This is a genomic window from Pseudohaliea sp. (assembly GCF_040217025.1).
GTDB lineage: Bacteria > Pseudomonadota > Gammaproteobacteria > Pseudomonadales > Halieaceae > Pseudohaliea.
Genome location: NZ_JAVJOA010000008.1, coordinates 573,535 through 595,594, shown reverse-complemented (window position 1 = coordinate 595,594; position 22,060 = coordinate 573,535). Strand labels below are relative to the sequence as shown.

Annotated in this window: 19 protein-coding genes; 11 read left to right on the top strand and 8 right to left on the bottom strand. The window is 67.1% G+C overall.

Going from position 1 to position 22,060, the window contains the following annotated elements:
- Positions 1-16 precede the first annotated feature (16 nt).
- On the top strand, positions 17-1,156 hold the full coding sequence (locus RKE50_RS06930; RefSeq protein WP_350035433.1) for an efflux RND transporter periplasmic adaptor subunit: 1,140 nt from the start codon (positions 17-19) through the stop codon (positions 1,154-1,156).
- Positions 1,157-1,166: 10 nt separating this feature from the next.
- A complete protein-coding gene (locus RKE50_RS06925; protein WP_350035431.1) occupies positions 1,167-4,241 on the top strand; it encodes an efflux RND transporter permease subunit in 3,075 nt (1,024 codons plus the stop codon).
- On the opposite strand, the gene RKE50_RS06920 is transcribed toward RKE50_RS06925, so the two are convergent.
- Positions 4,238-5,569, bottom strand: a complete 1,332-nt coding sequence (locus tag RKE50_RS06920) for a LysM peptidoglycan-binding domain-containing protein (protein ID WP_350035429.1) — start codon at positions 5,567-5,569, stop codon at positions 4,238-4,240. The genes RKE50_RS06925 and RKE50_RS06920 overlap by 4 nt on opposite strands.
- 45 nt (positions 5,570-5,614) lie before the next feature.
- Positions 5,615-6,385: a hydroxyacylglutathione hydrolase gene (gloB, locus tag RKE50_RS06915; protein WP_350035427.1), complete on the bottom strand. Its 771-nt coding sequence runs from the start codon at positions 6,383-6,385 to the stop codon at positions 5,615-5,617.
- A gap of 82 nt (positions 6,386-6,467) precedes the next feature.
- On the opposite strand from gloB, the gene RKE50_RS06910 reads away from it, so the two are divergent.
- Genes RKE50_RS06910 through dnaQ form a run of 3 tightly spaced genes read left to right on the top strand, consistent with a single transcriptional unit; the run spans position 6,468 to position 8,406 of the window.
- Positions 6,468-7,253 carry a class I SAM-dependent methyltransferase gene (locus RKE50_RS06910; protein ID WP_350035425.1) on the top strand — a complete coding sequence of 262 codons (786 nt, stop codon included), beginning with the start codon at positions 6,468-6,470 and terminating at the stop codon, positions 7,251-7,253.
- Between the two features lie 11 nt (positions 7,254-7,264).
- Entirely contained in the window at positions 7,265-7,696 is a 432-nt protein-coding gene (rnhA, locus tag RKE50_RS06905) for a ribonuclease HI (RefSeq protein ID WP_502937884.1), read from the top strand.
- Positions 7,693-8,406 carry a DNA polymerase III subunit epsilon gene (gene dnaQ, locus RKE50_RS06900; protein ID WP_350035421.1) on the top strand — a complete coding sequence of 238 codons (714 nt, stop codon included), beginning with the start codon at positions 7,693-7,695 and terminating at the stop codon, positions 8,404-8,406. The genes rnhA and dnaQ overlap by 4 nt, the downstream gene beginning before the upstream one ends.
- Before the next feature lie 85 nt (positions 8,407-8,491).
- Here the strand turns inward: dnaQ and nhaB are convergent, their stop codons facing one another.
- A complete protein-coding gene (nhaB, locus tag RKE50_RS06895; RefSeq protein ID WP_350035419.1) occupies positions 8,492-9,997 on the bottom strand; it encodes a sodium/proton antiporter NhaB in 1,506 nt (501 codons plus the stop codon).
- 135 nt (positions 9,998-10,132) lie between these two features.
- On the opposite strand from nhaB, the gene nudC reads away from it, so the two are divergent.
- Positions 10,133-10,942, top strand: coding sequence for an NAD(+) diphosphatase (gene nudC, locus RKE50_RS06890; RefSeq protein WP_350035417.1), 810 nt, complete (start codon positions 10,133-10,135; stop codon positions 10,940-10,942).
- A gap of 19 nt (positions 10,943-10,961) precedes the next feature.
- The gene (gene sohB / locus RKE50_RS06885) at positions 10,962-12,068 is read left to right on the top strand and encodes a protease SohB (protein WP_350035416.1); all 1,107 of its coding nucleotides are present in this window, start codon (positions 10,962-10,964) and stop codon (positions 12,066-12,068) included.
- A 15-nt stretch (positions 12,069-12,083) separates the two neighbouring features.
- Here sohB and RKE50_RS06880 read toward each other — a convergent pair whose 3' ends face one another.
- The 3 genes from RKE50_RS06880 to RKE50_RS06870 are packed head-to-tail and all read right to left on the bottom strand — an operon-like array spanning position 12,084 to position 16,430.
- The gene (locus RKE50_RS06880; RefSeq protein ID WP_350035414.1) at positions 12,084-13,805 is read right to left on the bottom strand and encodes a SulP family inorganic anion transporter; all 1,722 of its coding nucleotides are present in this window, start codon (positions 13,803-13,805) and stop codon (positions 12,084-12,086) included.
- Entirely contained in the window at positions 13,802-15,499 is a 1,698-nt protein-coding gene (locus RKE50_RS06875; RefSeq protein WP_350035413.1) for a bifunctional protein tyrosine phosphatase family protein/NAD(P)/FAD-dependent oxidoreductase, read from the bottom strand. Before RKE50_RS06875 ends, RKE50_RS06880 begins: the two co-directional genes overlap by 4 nt.
- A gap of 4 nt (positions 15,500-15,503) precedes the next feature.
- Positions 15,504-16,430 carry an MBL fold metallo-hydrolase gene (locus tag RKE50_RS06870; protein ID WP_350035411.1) on the bottom strand — a complete coding sequence of 309 codons (927 nt, stop codon included), beginning with the start codon at positions 16,428-16,430 and terminating at the stop codon, positions 15,504-15,506.
- 256 nt (positions 16,431-16,686) lie between these two features.
- Here RKE50_RS06870 and RKE50_RS06865 point away from each other — a divergent pair, with 256 nt between their 5' ends.
- Entirely contained in the window at positions 16,687-18,021 is a 1,335-nt protein-coding gene (locus RKE50_RS06865) for a sigma-54 interaction domain-containing protein (RefSeq protein ID WP_350035409.1), read from the top strand.
- An 815-nt stretch (positions 18,022-18,836) separates the two neighbouring features.
- Here RKE50_RS06865 and RKE50_RS06860 read toward each other — a convergent pair.
- The gene (locus tag RKE50_RS06860) at positions 18,837-19,685 is read right to left on the bottom strand and encodes a TIR domain-containing protein (protein WP_350035407.1); all 849 of its coding nucleotides are present in this window, start codon (positions 19,683-19,685) and stop codon (positions 18,837-18,839) included.
- 20 nt (positions 19,686-19,705) lie between these two features.
- Entirely contained in the window at positions 19,706-20,095 is a 390-nt protein-coding gene (locus RKE50_RS06855) for a helix-turn-helix domain-containing protein (RefSeq protein ID WP_350035406.1), read from the bottom strand.
- Between the two features lie 208 nt (positions 20,096-20,303).
- Between RKE50_RS06855 and RKE50_RS06850 the strand changes: the two genes are divergently transcribed.
- Genes RKE50_RS06850 through RKE50_RS06840 form a run of 3 tightly spaced genes read left to right on the top strand, consistent with a single transcriptional unit; the run spans position 20,304 to position 22,026 of the window.
- Positions 20,304-21,443 (top strand): phage/plasmid replication domain-containing protein, encoded by a 1,140-nt coding sequence (locus RKE50_RS06850; protein WP_350035405.1) that lies wholly within the window; start codon positions 20,304-20,306, stop codon positions 21,441-21,443.
- Positions 21,440-21,805, top strand: a complete 366-nt coding sequence (locus RKE50_RS06845; protein WP_350035404.1) for a hypothetical protein — start codon at positions 21,440-21,442, stop codon at positions 21,803-21,805. The genes RKE50_RS06850 and RKE50_RS06845 overlap by 4 nt, the downstream gene beginning before the upstream one ends.
- Positions 21,805-22,026, top strand: a complete 222-nt coding sequence (locus tag RKE50_RS06840) for a hypothetical protein (RefSeq protein ID WP_350035403.1) — start codon at positions 21,805-21,807, stop codon at positions 22,024-22,026. Before RKE50_RS06845 ends, RKE50_RS06840 begins: the two co-directional genes overlap by 1 nt.
- Positions 22,027-22,060 lie beyond the last annotated feature (34 nt).

The window sequence follows — 22,060 nt, the reverse complement described above, 5'->3', positions numbered from 1 at the left end:
CCCAGGAGCTACCCCCATGCCTACCCGCCTGCGACTGATGACGGTCCTGTGCTGCGTGCCGCTGGCGCTGGCGGCCTGCGGCGATCGGGGCGACGGCCCGCCGGCAGAAAGCGCCGCCAGGCCCGTGCGCACGATCGTCGTCGGGGACAGCGCCGGCAGCGAGCTGCGCCGCTTCCCGGGGCGGGTAGAAGCGACGCAGCAGGCGGAGCTGTCTTTCCGCGTCGGCGGGCAGCTGCGGGAGATACGGGTGCGCGAGGGCGACCGGGTCGAGGCCGGCGGCGTCATCGCCCGCCTGGATCCGACGGACTACGAGACCGCCCTTGCCGACCGCCAGGCCACCTTCGACAACGCCGAGCGCAACTACCGCCGGGCGAGCGAGCTGGTCGAGAGCGGCAGCATTTCCCGCCTCGATTACGACCGCATGGAAGCGCAGTTCCGCAGCGCCGAGGCCGCCCTCGAGCAGGCGCGGAACAACCTCGCCTACACGGAGCTTCGCGCCCCGTTCACGGGCCGCATCGCCCAGCGGCTGGTGGAGAATTTCGAAGAGGTGCAGGCACGGCAGCCCGTGTTCTACCTGCAGGGTGATCAGCAGCTCGACGTGATCATCGACCTGCCCGAGACGATCATCCGCCAGGTCCGCCGCGGTGACGCGGTGGAAATGGAGGAGGATGTGGCCTCCTCGGACGCCGCACGGGTCCGGGCCTGGGCGACCTTCAGTGACTACCCGGAGCTGCAGCTGCCGCTCTCGCTGCGCGAGGTTGCCACCCGTGCCGATGCCTCCACGCAGACTTACCGGGTAACCTTCAGCATGCCGCCGCCAGAGGCCTTCACGGTGCTGCCGGGCATGACGGCGGAGGTGGCGGTCGATTTCTCGCCCCTGCTCTCCGCCGACCGGGTGTTCTGGCTGCCGGCGCAGGCGGTGCAGGCCGATGCGTCCCTGGCAGCGCAGGTCTGGGTCTACGACAGCGCTTCCGGCACGGTGACCGCCCGGACGGTGGAGACCGGGCGCCTTGCGGACGACCGCATCCAGGTGCTCGCGGGGCTGGAGGGCGGCGAGGAGATCGTCGCCGTCGGGGCACCGTACCTTTCCGAGGGCATGCGGGTGCGGCCCCTGCCGCAGCTGGAGCAGGCGGAACCCCGCCCCGGCGACCGCTGAGGAACGCCCCGTGACCAATATCGGAACCTGGTCCGTCGACAATCGCGTCAGCGCCTGGCTGCTGGTGCTCGTGCTGCTCGGCGGCGGCTACTGGGGCTTTGTCAACATGGGCAAGCTCGAGGACCCCGCCTTCACGATCAAGATGGCGAAGATCCTCACCCCCTATCCCGGCGCCACGGCGCGCGAGGTGCAGGAGGAGCTCACCTACCACCTCGAAGACGCGCTGCAGCGCCTGCCGCAGCTCAAGCGCATCAAGATGTCCGTCTCCCGGCCGGGCCTGTCGGACATCACCATCGAGTTCAAGGATCGCTACGGCGCGGCGGAAATGCCGGACATTTTCGACGAGCTGCGGCGCAAGGTGGCCGACGTACGCCGGGAGCTGCCGCCCGGCGCGGGCGAGCCCATGGTCATCGACGATTTCGGTGATGTCTACGGCGTCTACCTCATGCTCACGGGGGAGGGCTACAGCTGGCGCGACCTCTACGACACCGCGGACGCGCTCAAGCGCGAGCTGGTGCTGGTGCCGGGGGTCCGCAAGGTGTCCATCGACGGCGTGCAGCAGGAGGTCGTCTACGTGGACATCAGCCGGGCGCGGGTCGGCGAGCTCGGCATCTCCCCGGAGCAGATCGCCGCCGTGCTCGGCTCGCAGAACAGCGTCGTCGACGCCGGCAACATGCCCCTCGGTGACGAGTACCTTCGCCTCAGCCCCACCGGTGCCTACAGCTCGGTGCAGGCCATGGGGGACACGCTGATCAGTTCCGACGGGGGCCGCCTGGTGCGCCTGCGCGACGTGGCGGAGATCACCCGCGCCTATCGCGAGGTACCCGGCAAGCTCTACTACCTGAACGGTGCGCCGGGGCTCAGTCTCGGTATCTCCATGGCCGCCGGTCAGAACGTGGTGGAGGTCGGGCAAGCCCTCAGGGCGCGTTTCGAAGAGCTGCGCTCGAGCATCCCGGTGGGCATGCACCTCGAGGCGGTCTACAGCCAGCCGACGGAGGTCGAGAACTCCGTGGCCGGTTTTATCATCAGCGTCGCCCAGGCCATCGCCATCGTGATCGTCGTGCTCCTGCTGTTCATGGGCCTGCGCGTTGGCGTCATCATCGGCGCGGTGCTGCTCATCACCGTGGCCGGTACGCTGCTGTTCATGCACCTGTACGGGATCGAGCTGCAGCGGATCTCCCTGGGCGCGCTCGTCATTGCCCTTGGCATGCTGGTGGACAACGCCATCGTGGTGGCCGAGGGCATGCAGGTCCGCATGCAGGCCGGCGCCAGCGCCCGCAGCGCCGCCGGCGAGGCGGTGGGCAAGACCATGGTGCCGCTGCTCGGCGGCACGGCGATCGGCATCCTCGCGTTCTCGCCCATCGCACTGTCGACGGACAACACCGGCGAGTTCGCCGGGTCGCTGTTCTGGGTGATCCTCATCTCCCTCGCCCTGTCCTGGGTGACGGCGGTCAGCTCGACGCCGCTGCTGTTCGCGCTGCTGATGAAAGAGGCGCCGCCGGCGGCCGAAGGCGCCTACGACGGACGCCTGTTCCGCGGCTATCGACGGCTCCTGGCACAGGCGCTGCGCTACCGGTGGCTGACCGTGGCCGTCGTGCTGCTGCTGTTCGTGGCGGCGGTGGTCGGCTTCGGGCAGGTCAAGGCGGGTTTCTTCCCGGCCTCGAGTACGCCGCTGGTTTTCGTCGATCTCTGGGAGCCGGAGGGTACTGATATCCGCAGGACCCGGGATGACGCGCGGGCGGTCAGCGCGTGGCTGGCGGACCAGCCCGAAGTGACCCAGGCAGCCGCGGTGATCGGCGGTCCGCACCAGCGCTTCACCCTGGTCTACGACGCCAAGGAACCCTCGCCGGTCTATGCCCAGGTGATCGTGCGCACGGAGACACTGGAACAGATCGCCCCGCTGCGCGCACGTCTCGAGGCGATGCTCGCTGTCGAGATGCCCTGGCTCGACCCGCTGGTCAAGCCGCTGCGCATGGGCCCCGGGCGCGACGCGAAGATCGAGGCGCGTTTCTCGGGCCCGGACCCGGTGGGGCTGCGCCGCCTGGCAGAGGAAGCCAAGCAGATCATGCGTGCCGACCCCGGTGCCCGGGACGTGCGCGATGACTGGCGTTCACCGGTGAAGGTGCTGCGCCCCGTTTTCAACGAGCAGGCGGGGCGACGGCTCGGCATCAGCCGCGAGGACCTCGGCAAGGCGCTCAAGTACGGCCACGACGGCGCGGCCGCCGGCACCTTTCGCGACGGCAACCGGGTGCTGCCCATTTACCTGCGCGCCGCCGCCAGCGACCGCGACGATATCGCCAGCCTGCGCGACCTGCAGGTCTGGAGCACGGCCCTCGGCCGCTCGGTCCCGATCACGCAGGTGGTCAGCAGCTTCGAGACACGCTGGGAGAATGCCGTCATTCGCGGCCGGGACCGGCAGCAGACCATCATCGCCTCCTGCAACCCGGTGGGTGAACTGACCGACCCGCTATTCGCGCGGCTGCGCCCCCGGGTCGAGGCGATCGAGCTGCCGCCGGGCTACAGCCTGAGCTGGGGCGGGGAGTTCGAGGATGCGAGCAACGCCCAGGGCGGCCTGTTCAGCGTGTTCCCCGCCGGGGTGCTGCTCATGGTGCTGACCACGGTGCTGCTGTTCGGCAAGCTGCGCCAGCCGCTGATCATCTGGCTCACCGTGCCGCTGGCGATCGTCGGCATCACGGCGGGGCTGCTCATCGCCGACGGCGCCTTCGACTTCATGTCGCTGCTCGGCGGCCTGTCGCTCATCGGCCTGCTGATCAAGAACGCCATCGTGCTCATCGAGGAGATGGACCAGCAGCTGGCCGAGGGCAAGGCGCTGGAGGAGGGCATCCTCGACGCCGGCGTGAGCCGCCTGCGCCCCGTGATCCTCGCCGCGGCGACCACCATCCTCGGTCTCATCCCGCTGCTCGGCGATGTGTTTTTCGTGAACATGGCGGTGACGATCATGGCGGGACTCGGCTTCGCATCGCTGCTGACGCTATTCGTGGTGCCGACGCTGTACGCGCTGCTCTTCAGCGGGAAGAGGGCGCCGGAGGAAACGCCCGGAGAAGCGCCCGGGAAAACCGCCTAGCGGCCGTTCGGGAACAGGCGCAGCTGCTGGCCCGGCTGCAGGTACTGGCCCGGGTCCAGGGCGTTCCAGCTGACCAGGTCATCCACGGTGACGTTGAAGCGGCTGGCAATGCGGTAGAGCGAGTCCCCGGCGCGCACCCGGTAGCCGCGGGGCTTGCGCGGGCCGGCCGCGTCCGCGAGGGCCAGGCTGTCGGGCCACGCGGAGCCGCGCGGGATCAGCAGCGTGTCCCCGGCCCGGATCAGGTGGCCGTCGATATCGTTGACCTCGCGCAGCAGCGCCACCTGCGTGTCGAAGCGGCGGGCGATGCGCACCAGGCTGTCACCCGGCTCGATGCGGTAATGGGCCCAGGATACCCTGTCCTCCGGCGCCAGCGCCGCCACACCGGTGCGGAACCGCTGCGCCCGGTCCACGGGCAGCAGCAGTTCGTCCTGCCCCGGCGCGCTGGCCCAGCGCAGGTGGCCGGGGTTCAGGGCCCGCAGTGTGCGCAGGTCGACGCCGGCGAGCTGTGCCGCCCGCTGCAGCTCGATCTGGCCGCCGGTCGGTACGGCCACGAAGGCCGGCGCGTTGGGAACCGGGGGCAGCTCTGCGCCGAGCGCGTCGGCGTAGTGCACGATGGCCGCCAAGGCGATCAGCCTCGGCACGTAGTGGCGCGTCTCCCGGGGCAGCTGCAGCGACCAGTAATCGGTGGGCCGGCCGGCGCGCTCGTTGCGCGCTACTGCCTTCGCGACGCGCCCTTTCCCCGCGTTGTAGGCGGCCAGGGCGAGGAGCCAGTCGCCGTCGAAATCGTCGTGGAGCGCCTGCAGGTAGTCCAGGGCCACGTCCGTGGCCAGGCGGACGTCCAGCCGGCCGTCGTACCACCAGTCCCGGGGCATGCCCAGGTAATCGGCGGTGGCCGGCATGATCTGCCACAGCCCCGCCGCCCGCTGCGGCGAGACCGCGTAGGGGTTGAGGGTGCTCTCCACCAGCGGCAGCAGCGCCAGCTCCGCCGGCATGTCCCGCGCCTCGACGGCCTCGACGATATGAAAGAGATAGTTGCCGGCGCGTTCACCGACCACCGACAGGTAGCGCGGCTGGGACAGGAAGTGGTCCCGGGCGCGGGCGACGTGGGCATTGTGGATGTCGTGCCAGCGCAGTTCGCGCCGCAGCCGTTCCCAGAGGTCCTCCGGGGGCGGCAGGGGGGCTTCGACCGGCTTTCGCGCCGGGGCCGACACCAGCAGGTCGTCACCGGAGGGGGTACTCTCCTGCGCGACCTCCGCGCCGACCGGCCCCAGGGCCTGGCAGGCGCCGAGCAGGAGCACCGCCAGGACGGCAAGGAAAAGGCGGGTCATCCGCTCGGCCATCATTCAGCAGCCGTGGTTCAGAGAAGCCATGGTTCAGAAACCGTCCTTCCAGGCGCGGAGCTGGGCAAAGCGGCCGACGCTGTCCGCCGCGGGCGTCTGCCCCGCCGCGCTGAGACCGGCGAGGATGCCGTCGGCGTCGGGGCGCAGGAAGGGATTGGTCTCGCGCTCAAGTGCGATGGAGGACGGAACCGTGGGCTCGTCACGCTCGCGCCGTTCCCGTACCTCGGCAACGCGGGCAGCCAGGGCCGCGTTGGCCGGCTCCGCGGCACTGGCGAAGGCGAGGTTGGCCTGGGTGTACTCGTGGGCGCAGTAGACCGCCGTTTCCGCCGGCAGGCCCGCGAGACGCTGCAGCGAGGCGTGCATCATCGCCGGGGTCCCCTCGAAGAGCCGCCCGCAGCCGCCGGCGAAAAGCGTGTCGCCGCAGAACAGCACGGGATTCGGCGAGGCCGCGAAGTAGGCGATGTGGTCCAGCGTGTGCCCGGGCACCGTGAGCACTTCGAAGGCGAGCCCCAGTACCGTGACCGCATCGCCGTCGCGCAGGCGGCGGTCGATGAAGGGGAGGCCGGGGTTGTCGGGGCCGTACACGGTGCAGCCGGTTTCCGCCTTCAGCGCCTCGACGCCGCCGACGTGGTCGAAATGGTGATGGGTGACCAGGATAGCCTCGAGGGCCAGGCCCCGCGCCTCGAGGGCGGTGCGCACCGGCTCCGGGTCGCCGGGGTCGACCACGAAGGCGCTGCCGGCCCCGTCGTCGAAGAGCCAGATGTAGTTGTCGCTGAAGGCGCGCAGGGGCTCGATCGCTGCCATGGGGTCCCTCGCGAAGAAAAGCGGTTGCCAAAGACATCCCGCGCTGGCTACCCTCATAACTTGGCCAGCACGTGGTGCCCGGATGAACCGCGAGTTTAGCGAGATTTCCCAGCAACTGGAAACCTGGTACGCGCGCGACGGCGGCGAGTTCCTGTACGGCGCGCTGCGCGAGCGGTTGCGGCCCCTGCTCGACGTGGCCTTCGGCTATCACACGCTGCAGCTCGGCCCGCTGCCGTTGCGCAACCTCCTCGGCCAGAGCCCGATCAACCACCGTGTGCTCGCCGGCGAACAGGCGGCGGGCGGTGTCAGCCTGGTCTGCCACTGCGATGAGCTGCCGCTGGAAAGCGACAGCGTCGACATGGTGGTCGCCCTGCACACGCTCGACTTCTGTTCGACGCCGCACCAGTGCCTGCGCGAAATGCAGCGCGTGCTCACGCCGCACGGGCACCTGCTCATCATCGGCTTCAACCCGGCGAGCCTGCTCGGCCTGTCCCAGCGCGCTCGCGGCCTCGCGCGCCGCGGCCCCTGGCGGGCCCTGCGCCCCGTGAGCCAGGGGCGCCTGACGGACTGGCTGCACCTGGTCGGCTGCGAACTCGAACACTTTCACCATGTCTGCCCGCTGCCGCTCTGGGGCGGGGACCGGCTGCACCGCATGGTTAGCCGGGTCGACAGCTGGGCGATGCGACGCAACCTCCCGGGCGGCTCCCTGTATATCGCGCACGCGATCAAGGAAGTGCCCAACATCCGCCGGGCCCCGGAACGCCTGGCGGTGCCGCGCCGGCTCATGGGCCTCGTGCCGAAGCCGGCCGCATCCTCCGGCGGCATGCCGCGGCACCCGCGGCGCCAGGGCAGCGATATCGCCGCGTGAAGCGCGTTGCAATGTTCACCGACGGGGCCTGCCGCGGAAACCCGGGGCCCGGTGGCTGGGGAGTACTCCTGCGTTATGGCGACCACGAGCGCGAGCTCTACGGCGGCGAAGCTGCGACGACCAACAACCGCATGGAACTGCGCGCCGCCATCGAGGGCCTGAAGGCCCTGCGCGAGCCCTGCGAGGTCACCCTCACGACCGACTCCACCTATGTCATGAAGGGGCTCACGGAGTGGCTGCCGGCCTGGAAGGCACGCGGCTGGCGCACCGCCGCCAGGAAGCCGGTGAAGAATGCCGAGCTCTGGCAGGCGCTCGACGCGGAGGCACAGCGGCACCAGGTACACTGGGAGTGGGTGAAGGGCCACAGCGGCCACGAGGGCAACGAGCGCGCCGACGCGCTTGCCAACCGCGGCATCGACGAACTCACGATGGAAGCGCCATGAGACAGGTCGTACTGGACACGGAAACCACGGGCCTCGAGGTGAGCCAGGGCCACCGGGTGATCGAGATCGGCTGTGTCGAGGTGCTGAACCGGCGCCTGACCGGCCGCCATTTCCACCAGTACATCAACCCGGAGCGGGAGATCGACCCCGGCGCCATCGAGGTGCACGGGATCACCAACGAGTTCCTGGCTGACAAACCGCCCTTCGCCCGCGTTGCCGCGGCGTTCCTCGAATTCATCGACGGCGCGGAGCTGGTCATCCACAACGCGCCCTTCGACGTCGGCTTCCTCGACAGCGAGCTGCGCCGGGTCGATGGCAGTGAGCCGGGCCTCGCCGCCCGCTGCCGGGTGGTCGACACGCTGCTGATGGCCCGCGACCGGCACCCGGGCCAGCGCAACAACCTGGACAGCCTCTGCCAGCGCTACGACGTCGACAACTCCTCCCGGGAACTGCACGGCGCGCTGCTCGACGCGGAGATCCTCGCCGACGTCTACCTGGCGATGACCGGTGGCCAGACGACCTTCGAACTCGAGGCCTCGAGCCGCGCGGCGGACGGGCAGAGCGGTGGCGCGGAGCCGCGACGGCTGCCGGCGGACAGGCCCCGGCTGCCGGTGATCGCGCCCAGCGCGGCAGAGCTGGCCGCCCACGAGGCGGCCCTGGATGCGATCGCGTCCGCCTGCGGCGGCGAGGTGGCCTGGCGCCGGGGGTGAGCCGGCGCCGGCGGGCACTGCGGGCGCTTTCAGACCATCAAGGCACCGCCATCACCCCGGGGCCCTGACCCCCGGGCGACGACGCTCAGGCGATGAAAAAGTGCACGCAGGCCAGGCCCACGCCGCCGAGGACCAGCGTGTACGGGAAGGCCATGATCACCATGCGGCCGTAGGACAGGCGGATCAGCGGCGCCAGCGCCGAGGTCAGCAGGAACAGGAAGGCCGCCTGGCCGTTCGGTGTCGCCACGCTGGGCAGGTTGGTGCCGGTGTTGATGGCGACGGCCAGGTGGTCGAATTCCTCGCGGGTGATGGTGCCCGCATCCAGCGCCGCCTTTACCTCGCTGATATACACCGTTGCCACGAAGACGTTGTCGCTGATCATCGACAGGATACCGTTGGCGAGGAAGAACATGGCAGGGCGGATATCCGACTCCATGGCCAGCACCGCGTCGATTACCGGCGTGAACAGGTGCTGCTCGTGGATCACAGCCACGATGGCGAAGAACACGACCAGCAGCGCGGTGAAGGGCAGGGCCTCCTCGAAGGCGTGACCGATCTGGTGCTCTTCCACCACGCCGTTGAAGGCCGTCAGCAGCACCATGATCATGAGGCCGATGAGGCCAACTGCGGCCCAGTGCATGGCCAGGCCCACGACCAGCAGCACGGCGACCAGCGCCTGCACGACCAGGCGCGCGTTCATGCGCGCGTTACGGTGCTGTTCCTGCTCCTGCTGAAAGTCCTGCAGGACGATGCGGACGTTGTCGGGCAGCGTGGCGCCGTAACCGAACTTGCCGGTTACCTCCAGCAGCAGACAGGTGAGCAGGCCGCAGGCCAGCACCGGCATGGTCACCGGCGCCATCACCTTGACGAAGTGCACGAACTCCCACTCGGCCACCGAGGCGATGAGCAGGTTCTGCGGTTCGCCGACGAGCGTGCACACGCCGCCAAGCGCGGTGCCGACGGCGCCGTGCATGAGCAGGCTGCGCAGGAAGGCGCGGAACTGCTCCAGGTCCTCGCGGTGATTGGCGTGGATGGTGGCGTCGTCGCCGTGATCATGGTCGTCCGCCGAGCCCTTGCCGGAGGCGACCTTGTGATACACGGAATAAAAGCCGACGCCGACGGCGATCAGTACCGCCGTCACGGTGAGCGCATCGAGAAAGGCGGACAGGAAGGCGGCTACGAAGGAGAACAGGAGCGCGAGCAGCTTCTTGGAGCGCACCGTTAGCAGGATCCGCGTGAACACGAAGAGCAGCAGCTCCTTCATGAAGTAGATGCCCGCCACCATGAACATGAGCAGCAGGATCACCTCGAAGTTGTGGATCGCCTCGTCGTAGACCATGTGCGGCGTGGTCATCCCCAGCACCACCGCTTCGATGGCGAGGAGACCGCCCGGCTGCAGCGGGTAGCAGCGCAGCGCCAGGGCCAGGGTGAAGATGAACTCCGCGATGAGGAACCAGCCGGTGATGAAGGGGCCGAGAGTCATCAGGAGCACGGGGTTGATCAGCAGGAAACCGATAATGGTCTTCTTGTACCAGGCCGGAGACGGGCCGAGGAAGTTCTGCCACAGCGCCTGGGCGGTCGATTCGCTCATGGGAGTTCACTCTGTCCGGGATTGAAAGCGGCGTAGTGTACGGCAAATTCGGTGAGCGGGGTAAGCGCCCGCCCTTGCGGTCTCATCCTCCGCCTGCCTACCATACGCGGCCGTCGCCAGAGCAGACTTTTCACCATGTTCGATTTCGAAACGCCGCCCCCGGCGTCCCGGGACCGCGCACTGCATTTCGTTTTTCGCGAGGGACAGCTCGTGAGCGAGCTGCGCGCCCCGGACGGCTGCGCGTTGAGCGAGGGGCAGCTGGCGGCGAACGGCTGGACCGTCTGCCGGGAACAGTACATCGGCAGCTGGCAGGGGCGGCCCTGCTTCGCCGTGGAAATCGAGAACGAGGCGCTGGACCCGATGCAACACCACTGCGGCAGCCTCTACCAGCTCCTCGGCCGGGTCGAGGAGCCGCTCTTCGCCCTGGCCGGCCGCGCAGCACAACTGCTCGCCTGGGAGCGGGACCACCGCTACTGCGGGCGCTGCGGCGAGCCGATGGCCCTGGACGGGCGTGAGCGGGCGATGCGCTGCGAGCGCTGTGGCCGCAGCGTCTACCCGCGCATCTCGCCCTGCGTCATCGTGCTGGTGACCAACGGCGATCATCTCCTGCTCGCGCGCAACGCGCGCACGCGGCGGCCGTTCTACAGCACCCTGGCGGGTTTCGTGGAGGCGGGCGAGAACCTCGAGCACTGCGTGGCCCGGGAGGTGCGCGAGGAGGTCGGCGTGGAGGTCGATGAGCTGCGCTACTACGGGTCCCAGCCCTGGCCCTTCCCGGACCAGCTCATGGTGGGCTTCCACGCCCGCTATGCCGGCGGCGATATCCGCTGCGAGCCGGGCGAGATCGCCCACGCGGACTGGTTTCACTACCGGGACCTGCCGCCCGTGCCGCCACCGCAATCGATCGCCGGGCAGCTGATCCAGACCTACATCGACGAGATCGCCTGATGGCGGGGGAGCACGACACGTGGAATTCCTGAGTGAGGTCGGCCTTTTCCTGGCACAGGCGGTGAGCGTGGTGCTCGCACTGCTCCTGCTGGTGCTCGGCATCGCCGTGATCGCCCAGCGGCAGAAGAAGGGCGGCAGCGACGGCCACATGGAAGTGCACAAGCTGCACGAGCGCTACCGGCACCACGCCGACACGCTGGCCGAGGCCCTGGACCCGGAGGGCGCCAAGACGGCGGCCAAGGCGCGGGAGAAGTCGGACAAGGCCGCCGCCAAGGCGCGCAGCAAGGCGCACAAGCGGGCGCAGAAGGCGGCCCGGAAGGGCGCCGAGAAGGATGCCGGGAAGGGCGGCGACAGGGGCGCCCCCCGCGAGCGGCCGGTGACCTTCGTGCTCGACTTCGAGGGCGACCTGCGCGCGGCCGCCGCCGAGCAGCTGCGGGAGGAGGTGAGCGCCGTCCTCGCCGCGCGGCGCGAGGGTGACGACGTGATTCTGCGCCTGGAGAGCCCCGGCGGCATCGTGCACGGCTACGGCCTCGCCGCGTCCCAGCTGCAGCGCCTGCGCGACGCCGGCATGCCGCTGACCGTCTGCGTCGACAAGGTCGCCGCCAGCGGCGGCTACATGATGGCCTGTGTCGCCGAGCGCATCGTCGCGGCCCCCTTTGCCGTGCTCGGCTCCATCGGTGTCGTGGCCCAGCTGCCGAATTTCCACCGCTTCCTGAAAAAGCACGACGTCGACGTCGAGCTGCTCACCGCCGGCGAGTACAAGCGCACGCTGACGCTGTTCGGGGAGAACACGGACAAGGGCCGGCAGAAGTTCCAGGAGGAGCTCGAGGAGACGCACGAGCTGTTCAAGGCCTTCGTGCACGAGAACCGTCCGGCGCTGGACGTGGCCGCGGTCGCTACCGGCGAGATCTGGTATGGCCGCCGGGCGCTGGAGGCGGGGCTGGTCGACGAGCTCAGCACCTCCGATGCCCTGCTGACGTCGCTGGCGGCAGAGCGCGACCTGCTGGCCGTGCGCTTCGTCCAGCGGCGCAGCTGGCAGGACCGGCTCGGGGTGGCGGCCGAAGAGGCGGTGACCCGCGCCATCCTCAGGCTCTGGCAGCGGGGCCTCGACCGGCGCCAGGTCTGAGTCCCGGCGTCGCCGCTAACCTTCCGCGCGGCGCAGCGCCGCCACCGCCTGGTGCTGGCTCAGGAAGACTTCGCCGCTCAGGCGGTCGAGGAAATCCGTGCGCTTCAGGGCATCCATCACCGGCCCCTTCACTTCCGACAGGTGCAGCGCGATGCCGCGCTCGCGCAGCCGGTGGTCGACGTTCTCCAGCGCTTCCAGGGCCGACAGGTCGATCTCGTTGACGGCTGCGCACTGCAGGATCACGTGTTCCACCCCCGGCCGCGCGGCGACGATGTCGTAGATGGCGCTCTCCAGGTACGCCGCGTTGACGAAGTACAGGCTCTCGTCGACTCGGATCGAGACGAGGTTCGGGTAGGTCACCACGTCGTGCCGCTCGACGTTCCGGTAGTGCTCCGTGCCGGGCACCGTGCCGACCACGGCGATGTGCGGCCGCGAGGTCTTGTGCAGGTGCAGGGCGATGGAGGCGATGATTCCCGCGAGCACGCCGAGCTCGACCCCCAGCGCCAGGGTGACGGCAATGGTCGCGGTCACCGCGATGAAGTCCGAGCGCGAGTAACGGAAGGCCAGGCGGACGATGCCCCAGTCGATCAGGGAGGTCACGGCGACGATGATCGTGGCCGCCAGCGTGGCCTTGGGCAGGAAGTAGAGCACCGGCGTCAGGAACAGCGCGGCGAGGGCGATACCCGCGGCGGTGAACACGCTGGCGAGCTGGGTCTGCGCCCCGGCATCGAAGTTGACCACGGAGCGCGAGAAGCCGCCGGTCACCGGGAAACCGCTGGAAATGCCGGAGGCCACGTTGGCGGCGCCGAGGGCGATGAGCTCCTGGTTCGCGTCGATGGCCTGGCGCCGCCTGGCGGCGAGGGTGCGCCCGACGGACACGGACTCGACGAAGCCGATGATGCTGACGAGGAGCGCGGAGACGGCCAGCTCCGACCAGAGCTCGGCGTCGAACACCGGGGTGCTGAAGGCGGGCAGGCCGCTCGGAACCGCGCCGACGATGGCGACGCCGCGGGCCTCGAAGCCGCCTAGGTAGCTGGCCAGGGTGGTGAGCACAATGATCAGTACCGGACCGGCCTTTGCCACCATGCCTGCCGCGGTCTCCGAGAGGCCGGCGCGGGTGAGCAGCGGCGCCAGGCCCCGGCGCACCCAGAACAGGAAGAGCAGGGCGGCGGTCCCCGTGCCGAGGGTAACCGTGTTGAAGTCGGAAAGGTGCGCGAGCAGCGAGTGGCCGAGGTCCAGCAGCGTCTCACCGTGCGCGTGAATGCCCAGGATGTGGCGCAGCTGGGACATGGCGATGATGATCCCGGAGGCGGTGATGAAACCGGACACCACCGGGTGGGACAGCAGGTTCGACAGCGCGCCGAAGCGCAGCAGGCCCATGGCGGCGAGCATGAGGCCGGACATCAGGGCCATGGCCACCGCGGCGCTGGCGTAATCGGCGGTGCCGGCCTGCGCGACCTTGCCCACGGCCGTTGCCGTCATGAGTGATGCCACGGCGACCGGGCCGACCGACAGCGTGCGGCTGGTGCCGAACAGCGCGTAGGCCACCAGCGGCAGGATGCTCGCGTAGAGCCCCATCTCCGGCGGCAGCCCCGCGAGGAGCGCATAGGCGAGAGACTGCGGGATCAGCATGATCGTGACGATCACCGCTGCCAGCAGGTCGCTCGCGAGCGTCGGGCCGTCGTAGCCCCGGAGCCAGGCCAGGGGCGGCAGGAAGCGGGCCGGGCCCCCGTTCATGCAGCGCTGGCGCCGGGCTTGCTCCGTTCGGGCTCGACCATCCACTCACGGCCGCGCAGCATGGCCTTCCAGTAGACCGGCGGCAGGATCTTTTCCTTGAGGATCCAGGCCAGCCGCGAGGGTTTCTCCCCGTTGATGAGCCAGCGCGGGAAGCTGGGCAGCAGCTTGCCGCCGTAGCCGAATTCCGCGAGGACGATCTTGCCCCGTTCCACCGTGAGCGGGCAGGAGCCGTAGCCGTTGTAGTGGGCGACGCCGCGCGCCTTGCCGATGTCCTGCAGCAGGTTGTTGGCGACGATCGGCGCCTGCATGCGCGCGGCGGCCGCCGTCTTGGCGTTCGGCGCGTTCATGGCGTCGCCGAGCCCCCAGACGTTGGCGTAGCGCTTGTGCTGCAGCGTGTTCTGGTCCACGTCCACCCAGCCGGCCTCGTCGGCCAGGGGGCTGGCGCGGACGAAATCGGGCGCCGTCTGCGGCGGGACGACGTGGATCATGTCGAAGCGGGTGCTCTCCTCCACGGTTTCGCCGTCGGCATTCTGCGTTGCGAACCAGGCGGTACGGCCCGGCCCGTCGACGCGCACCAGGCGCTTGCCGAAGTTCAGGTCGACGCCGTAGCTCTCCATGTAGGACATGAGCGCCGGGACGTACTCCTTGACGCCGAAGAGCACCTGGCCGGCGTTGTAGAAGGCGATGTCGATGTCGTCCAGGCAGCCGCTGCGCTTCCAGTGGTCCGAGGACATGTACACGGCCTTCTGCGGCGCCCCGGCGCACTTGATCGGCATGGGCGGCTGCGTGAATACGGCGCGGCCGCTGCGCAGCTGGCTCACCAGTTCCCAGGTGTAGGGGGCGAGGTCAAAGCGGTAGTTGGAGGTCACGCCGTTGTCGCCGAGCGTTTCCACCAGGCCCTCGATGCCGTTCCAGTCGAGCTTGATGCCCGGCGCGACGATGAGCCGGTCGTAGTAAACCGGCCGGGCGTCCTCCAGTAGCACACGGTTGTGGTCCGGCTCCAGGTCGCCGACGGCCGCCTGGATCCAGGTCACGCCGCGGGGGATGAGCGACGCGGTGGTCTTCACCGTTTCCTGCTGCGTGAACACGCCGGCGCCGACCATGGTCCAGCCGGGCTGGTAGTAGTGCACGGCCGCCGGGTCGATGATGGCGATGGCCAGGTCCTGCGTGCGCGCCACTAGGCTCGAGGCCACGGCGATACCGGCGGCGCCGGCGCCGACGATCACGATGTCGTAGTGGTCCCGGCGGTGCCCGGGGCCGGCAACGGCGGCGGCCTTGCCCTTTGCCGCCAGGACCTGCGACAGGTCGTAGCCGCAGGCCTTCGCCCGCGCCAGCAGGTCGTCATCGGGCACGCCGAGGCGGCGCTGGTAGAGCGTCCACAGGGTCATGGACCGGGTACCCGTGCGGCAGTAGGCGTGGATCGGCTTGTCCAGCTTCTCCACCACCGCGAGAAAGTCGTCCACGTTGGTCTCGTTCACCTTGCCGGAGATGACCGGCACGTGCGCGACCGCCAGGCCGGCCTCGCGGGCGACCGCTTCGATCTCTGCGAAGGTGGGCTGGTCGTTGGCCTCGCCGTCGGGGCGGCTGCAGAGCAGGGTTTTCGCGCCGGAGGCGACGATCGCCTCGATGTCGGCCGCGGTGATCTGGGCGGAAACGGCGTACTCGTCGCTGACTCTTATGATATCGACGCTCATGACCCTATTCCCCCTTCGGCGCCAGGCGGCCGAGATCCGGGCCGCCAAAGGCATTCAGCGGCAGCTTGAGGAAGAAGCGCTCGCCTTCCGCGGGCGGCATATGACCCGCGCGCATATTGACCTGCAGCGAGGGCAGGATCAGCGTCGGCATGCCCAGGGTGGCGTCGCGCTTCTCGCGCATGGCCACGAACGTTTCCTCGCTGGTGCCGTCGTGGACGTGGATGTTGTCCTTGCGCTCCGCTCCCACGGTGGTCTCGAACTCGAGTTCGCGACCGTTCGGCAGGTAATCATGGCAGACGAAGATGCGCATGTCCTCGGGCAGCGCGAGGATACGCTTGATGGACCGGAAGAGGGTGGCTGCATCACCGCCGGGGAAGTCGCAGCGGGCCGTGCCGTAGTCCGGCATGAACAGCGTGTCGCCGACGAAGATCGCGTCGCCGAGCACGTAGGTCATGCAGGCCGGCGTATGACCTGGGGTATGCATGGCGTAGCCGGTGAGACCGCCGATGTTGATGGCATCGCCTTCGGAGAGCAGCACGTCGAACTGCGAGCCGTCGCGGGCGAAGCGCTGGCCGGCGGCGAAGACTTCGCCGAAGGTCTCCTGCACGGTGGTGATGTGGTCGCCGATGGCGATCCTGCCACCGAGCTCCTGCTGGATGTAGGGCGCGGCCGACAGGTGATCGGCGTGCACGTGGGTCTCGAGGATCCAGTCGAGTTCCAGCTGGTTGTCGCGGATGAAGCTGATGATCTGGTCGGCACTCGTGTAGCTGATGGTGCCCGAGGGATAGTCGAGGTCGAGGACCGAATCGACCACGGCGCAGGCTTTGCTGTCCGGGTCACGGACCACGTAGCTGAGGGTGTTCGTGGGCTCGTCGAAGAAGGGGGTTACCACGGCCTTCAGGGCGCTGCCGGCGGCTTGGGCACTTTGCATGGTGATATCTCCTGGCGTTATCGCTGTCGAGGATTCGCTGCGGGCGCGGCCGGGGCCTGCGCCATCCTTACCCCGGTTCAGCACGAGCCGTGCCAAGGTTGCCCAGGGCAGCTTCCGTGCAGCTCCAAGCCCCTGATAATAAGAGAGTTTAATTCGATACGAGCGTAAACCCCGGGGGTTTACGGGAACTGACACCTCGCGGTACTGTGCCAGCTGTGTCATTATTGGCAGAGCTTACTGACAGTAATGACAAAACATGAACGTTATCGCCCGCGATACCCATCCCACTGTCGCCCGCATGCTCGACAGCTACGATAGCCCCGCGATCCTGGTCAGCCGGGATTACGAGATCCTCGCCACCAACGACCTCTACCGCGAGAAGTTCGGCGAGCTGGACCCGGGCGAGGAGCGTCCACGCTGCTACGCCGTGTCCCACGGCTACGACCGGCCCTGCGACGAGGCCGGGGAGACCTGCCCGCTGCGGGCGGCCACCGCCTCGCGCAACCGGGAACGCGTGCTTCATATCCACCAGACCCCGCGCGGTGAAGAGCACGTGGACGTCGAGATGCTGCCGGTGTTCGACGAGGCCGGCGACCTCGAATTTTTCATCGAGCTGCTTCGCCCCCTGCGCACGGGCAGCGTCAACGAACCCGAACTGGCCATGACCGGCAGTTCGCCGGCCTTCAACGAGATGATGGGGCTCATCTCGCGGGTTGCCCCGGGCGAGGTCGCGGTATTGCTGTCCGGCGAGTCCGGCTCCGGCAAGGAGCTGGCGGCGCACGCCATCCACCAGCACAGCCGGCGGGCAAAGCGGCACATGGTCACGCTCGAGTGCGCGGGCCTCACCGAGACCCTGTTCGAGAGCGAGCTGTTCGGCCATGTCCGCGGCGCGTTCACCGGGGCCAACTTCCACAAGCCCGGGCTCGTCGAGGCGGCCAACGGCGGCACGCTGTTCCTGGACGAGATCGGCGACGTGCCGCTGCCGCTGCAGGTAAAGCTGCTGCGGCTCATCGAGACGGGCACCTACCGGCAGGTCGGCAGCACCGAGGTGCGCCACTCAGACTTCCGCCTGGTCTGCGCCACGCACAAGGACCTCGAGCAGCTCGTCGCCGAGGGGCAGTTCCGGGAGGACCTCTACTACCGGATCAACGTGTTTCCCATCCGAGTGCCTGCGCTGCGCGAGCGCCTGGAGGACCTGCAGGGCATCGCCCGCCGGATCCTCGAGGACCTGGGGGAGGGCAGGCACCATCACCTCACCCAGTCGGCCGCGGACCGGCTGCGCCAGCACCGGTTCCCGGGCAACATCCGCGAGCTGCGTAATATCCTCGCGCGGGCGATGCTGCTGGCGAACACCAACGTCATCGACCGCAACGTGATCGATCGCGCCCTGGCGCCCTCCCGGCATCGGCTGGCGGGGGAGGAGGGGGCCCCTGCGCCGGCGTCCACGTCCACAGTCCCCGAAGACCTGAGCCTGCGTGCGGCCGAGCAGCGCTACCTGCGCTGGTTGCTGGCCCACCTCGGCGGGGACAAGCAACGCGCTGCCGAGGCGGCGGGCATCAGCGTCCGCAGCCTCTATCGCAAGCTCGCCTGAGCAATCGGCTGCCCCCGACGGGGCAGTCGCGAGATCCCCTTGTTGATCCTTGGCCTTGCAGTCGTGCGAGCAGGCATCTTTCTATTTAACATAAAACATTTATCTACAGCGCCACCACCCGGGAACGGCCGGAATTGGCTCTGAAACTTGTTGCAGGAATTCGGAGAATCCAGGGGAGAAAGGTGCCCCAACCTTTTGTATTAAAACAATATTTACTGGTGGCTTTGTCTGTCGGCATGAGCCGCTTGCCCTTCGGCCGGGCTCTCGCTAGCGCTGCCGGATCCCGAGTGCCGTCAGCTGGACCGGTGCCTGCCAGGCTCCGCCGTCCGGCCGGTGGTCTCGCGAAGTTGTTCCAAAAAAGCAGCGCAGTACGGCGCGGGGGTTACCGGCAGACAGCCCGTTCCAGGGGCCCAGCTGCTACAGGGCGCTACCTGTCTTGGGGCGGGAGCGTCGATCGCCGGGAGGAATGCAGTGTGTTTGTTGCTGCCGGGCACGAGAGCGATCGCGGAGCAGTCAGGGCTTCTGCGCAGGCAGAGAGTTCCGAACGGCCATGCTCTCAAGGCAAGATTTGCCGCTACCACGGGAGAGCGACGGCGCGGAGAGAGCCAATGTCTTCCTCGGCGAGGGGCAAACCCCACGAGATTTCACGCTGGCGCGCCATCCTGGCACCGGGCACCTGCCTGTTCGCTTATCCACAAGTGCGCATAACAGTAGGTTATGTAAGGGCGTGCGGGGCGTGGCCAGGTCGGGCGCCGACCGCGCGAGTGTGTGTGCAGCTTCGCTGCACACTCGCGAGCGTGGAACCCTTTGACGCGCTAGAACGGAATATCGTCGTTGCTATCCTGCTCTTCGTTTTGTTCTTGCTCCTCAACGACGCTAAAAGATAGCTCCTTGAATTGCTTTACCAATGCTTCGATTTCTTCATCGTTTCGGTCCGCAAGCTTCACAACGAGATGATTAACTGGTGTTCGTAATTCGTCTAGCTTGTCCAGCGCCTCTTGGTAACCGCCTGTAGCGGTTGCCTGGTGATCGTGGAATTCAATGAACTTTCGAAGTAGGTCCTTGATTGCTATCTGGCTGACCCTACTCAATGGTCGTCTTGATGCTGCCCTAGTCAGCATCAAAATTTCCTCCAGTAGCTCTCTGTCGTTGCGAAGCGGTGGCTCATCATTATCGTCATCATCAGCCTCCATTATCGCTACGATTTTTTCTTCCAGCTGAGGCCACCAAGTTGCATAGACCGTATCAAGTGTCTTTTGAGGTAGCCTGGCATCCCCCATAGCGTTGTTCATCGCATTAATAAGTTTTTGCACATCAGCTTTACTAAACGATGTAGCTTGAAATTGCTTCAAAGGCCCAGTGACATCTGCATTTGTAATGCCGAACAGGATGGGGCAGACGTGTGACTTTTCGAGGCTCTTGGACAGCGCCCCTGCCTCGAAAAGCATCCAGTCGCTATGAATGTTTTCCCTGGTGATGCAAAGAATCCCAAAGGAGGAATCCGAAAGTTCCTGAGATATATCGTTTAACCACCTAGCTCCCTTCTCGATGTCAGAAGGCGTGTAGTATGGCTTTATGGCTTGTATCACGGCAGGAAGCCAATCGCGAAAAGCTTCTGCAACCTTAGCGCTCCTCTCCCCAGACCAGCTAATGAAGACCTTCATATCAACTCCTTCTTGGTTAACTAATCGAGTACGTCTGCGACGCCTGAGCTGCCTGAGATGCCGATTAGTACTCGGTGTTCATCCAGCATCGCTCTCAGGCCGTTGGCGATACAGAACTTGTCCATAATCCGGATGAGGGTCTCCTGGTCGCCCTCGGGTAGGCCTGATACCCGCTCGAACTGTTCCTTGAGTACGGCGCTCAGCCCTGACTTCTCCTTGTCCATCAGCAGCCGGTCGGCTGAGCAGTCCAGGGCGGTCATCAGCTTGTAGAGGGTCGATAGGGTAGGGTCGGCCTTGTTCCGCTCCAGCTTGCTGATCTGGCCCAGGCCCACGCCTGACTTGTTGGACAGCTCGCCCTGGGTCATCCCACGATCTATGCGAAGCCGCCTGAGGTTCTCTCCGAGGCTCATTCTCTGGCCCTCCGGTTGTGTCCCGAGAGTCAATATAACCCCCTGACACACCCTGAAAGGCTTGCTTGGTTCTATAGGATCAACTAGATTGATGCTCAAGGCGTATTGACGCCTTCTCGTTTGGGTTCCTGTTACACCCAAACTACACCCAAACTAACTCCGGAGTTCCGGACAAACTGACGGCCAGAGGGGATCGCCGAGAGGGCGCATGGACTGGTTCATCGACAGGCTTACCGTCCATCAGGAGTACCCTGAGGGCGGCCTGCCGGTCGTCGGCAAGCACGGCATCCTGCGCCACGATATCGCCACCGGCGAGCGCCTCAGCGACACCGTTAACAGCCGCCAGCACGAAGGCTCCTACAGCTCCAGTGTGCAGATCCGCTGCACTGGTTCATCGGTGACGGTCTCTGGCAATCCGTCCAGGTTCAACCGTTCCGACAACCTCTGGGGCTTCACGACCATCGAGCAATGCATGCAGGTCTACAACCAGATCCTTGCTGAGTACGACTTGCCGCCGTTCGCCCGCTGCACTGGCGTCTGGCATGGACAGTCACCGGACGGGAAGCGCGCTCGGATGATCTCCGATGGGGCTGTTATCCGGCACATCGACTGGACGCGAAATCACGCGGTAGGACAGGGCAGGGAACACGCGTTCCTGCGGGGCGCGTCCACGCTGACCATAGGCCGCGGCCTGCAGCCGCACCTGTACCCGAACGGGGCCACCGTCGACTGGGGCACGCATCGGCTCCGCGTTCGAGGCCAGGGCTCCAGCTACCGCTACGACAAGCTCTATATCAAGGCCCACGACCTGGAGACGCATCGTGACAAGCGCCTGAAGGGCGCTTCGAGGGAGGAAATCACCTACTACGACCGACTCATCGAATACTGCAAGGACTGCGGAATAGTCCGAGAAGAGCAGAGCAAGAAAGCCCCGTTCCTGAAAAAGCACCTCACGCTGGCGTTCTACGGGCTGACCTCTGAACAGGACTTTAGGCCGCACCTGACCGACATTGAGACCGCGCTCAAGCGACTAGAGGTGAACCACGTGACCTACGAAACCATAGCGGAACAACTGATCGCCAAAGGCATCTGCACCAGCTCTCAGTCTGCAAATGCGACTGAATCTTATGCTCTCAAGTGGCTGCACGGCACGCCGCTGGATCGCAGCAAAAGCCAGTACCACGTGCACCGTGGGCGGCTGCTGCAGCTCGGCCTGGACATCTCCATGCCGCACGACATCTCCCGGCTGCCGCCGCAGGTGCGCAGCTCGGAGGTCATCGACCTCAAGCCAGCCGTGATGCCCAGCTGGTACCGACTGCCGAGGGTCGCGCAGCTCAAAGCCGCGTGATCGTCCACCGGGAAATCCGGCCGTTCCTCGACAGGCTGGAAGCTATCTACCGGCGCAACCGGAAAGCCCACGCTAGCCGCCAGGCCTTCATGCTGTACTGCATCCTCGTGGACGTGATGCTGTACTGGCGGCACCTCGAGCGCTGGGAGTTCCACCGGCTGCCGCCCAGCGCCCAGGACGAGCTGTACTACTGGTTTACCGAGAAACTCCTGCACATCTGCGACCAGCACGTCGATCTGTACTGGCTCATCAGGGACGTGGACGACAAGCCGCTGTTCACTGATGGACGTGAGCCGGCGCCGTTCTGGCGGAAGCGCGTGCAGGCTCCGCAGCATCAACTGAAACGCATGGAGTACGCCTGATGACACGCCCGGAAGTTGGACTGGAAGCGCTCACCGATGACGAGCTGCACCGCTTGATCGAAGCCACGCCGAAGTGCCGCAAGCTCGGCATCCTCGACTGCGACGGCATCCCTTGTTTAACCCTGTTTGACTCGCGAGAGGCGACGCAGCCGATCGCCATGGTGCCCGTGGTGTGGGCGCTGGAAGTGATCGAAAAGAGCGTCGAGGGCCTATCCCTGTAGACTCCGGCCCTGGGGCCAGTCTTATCCACAAGTG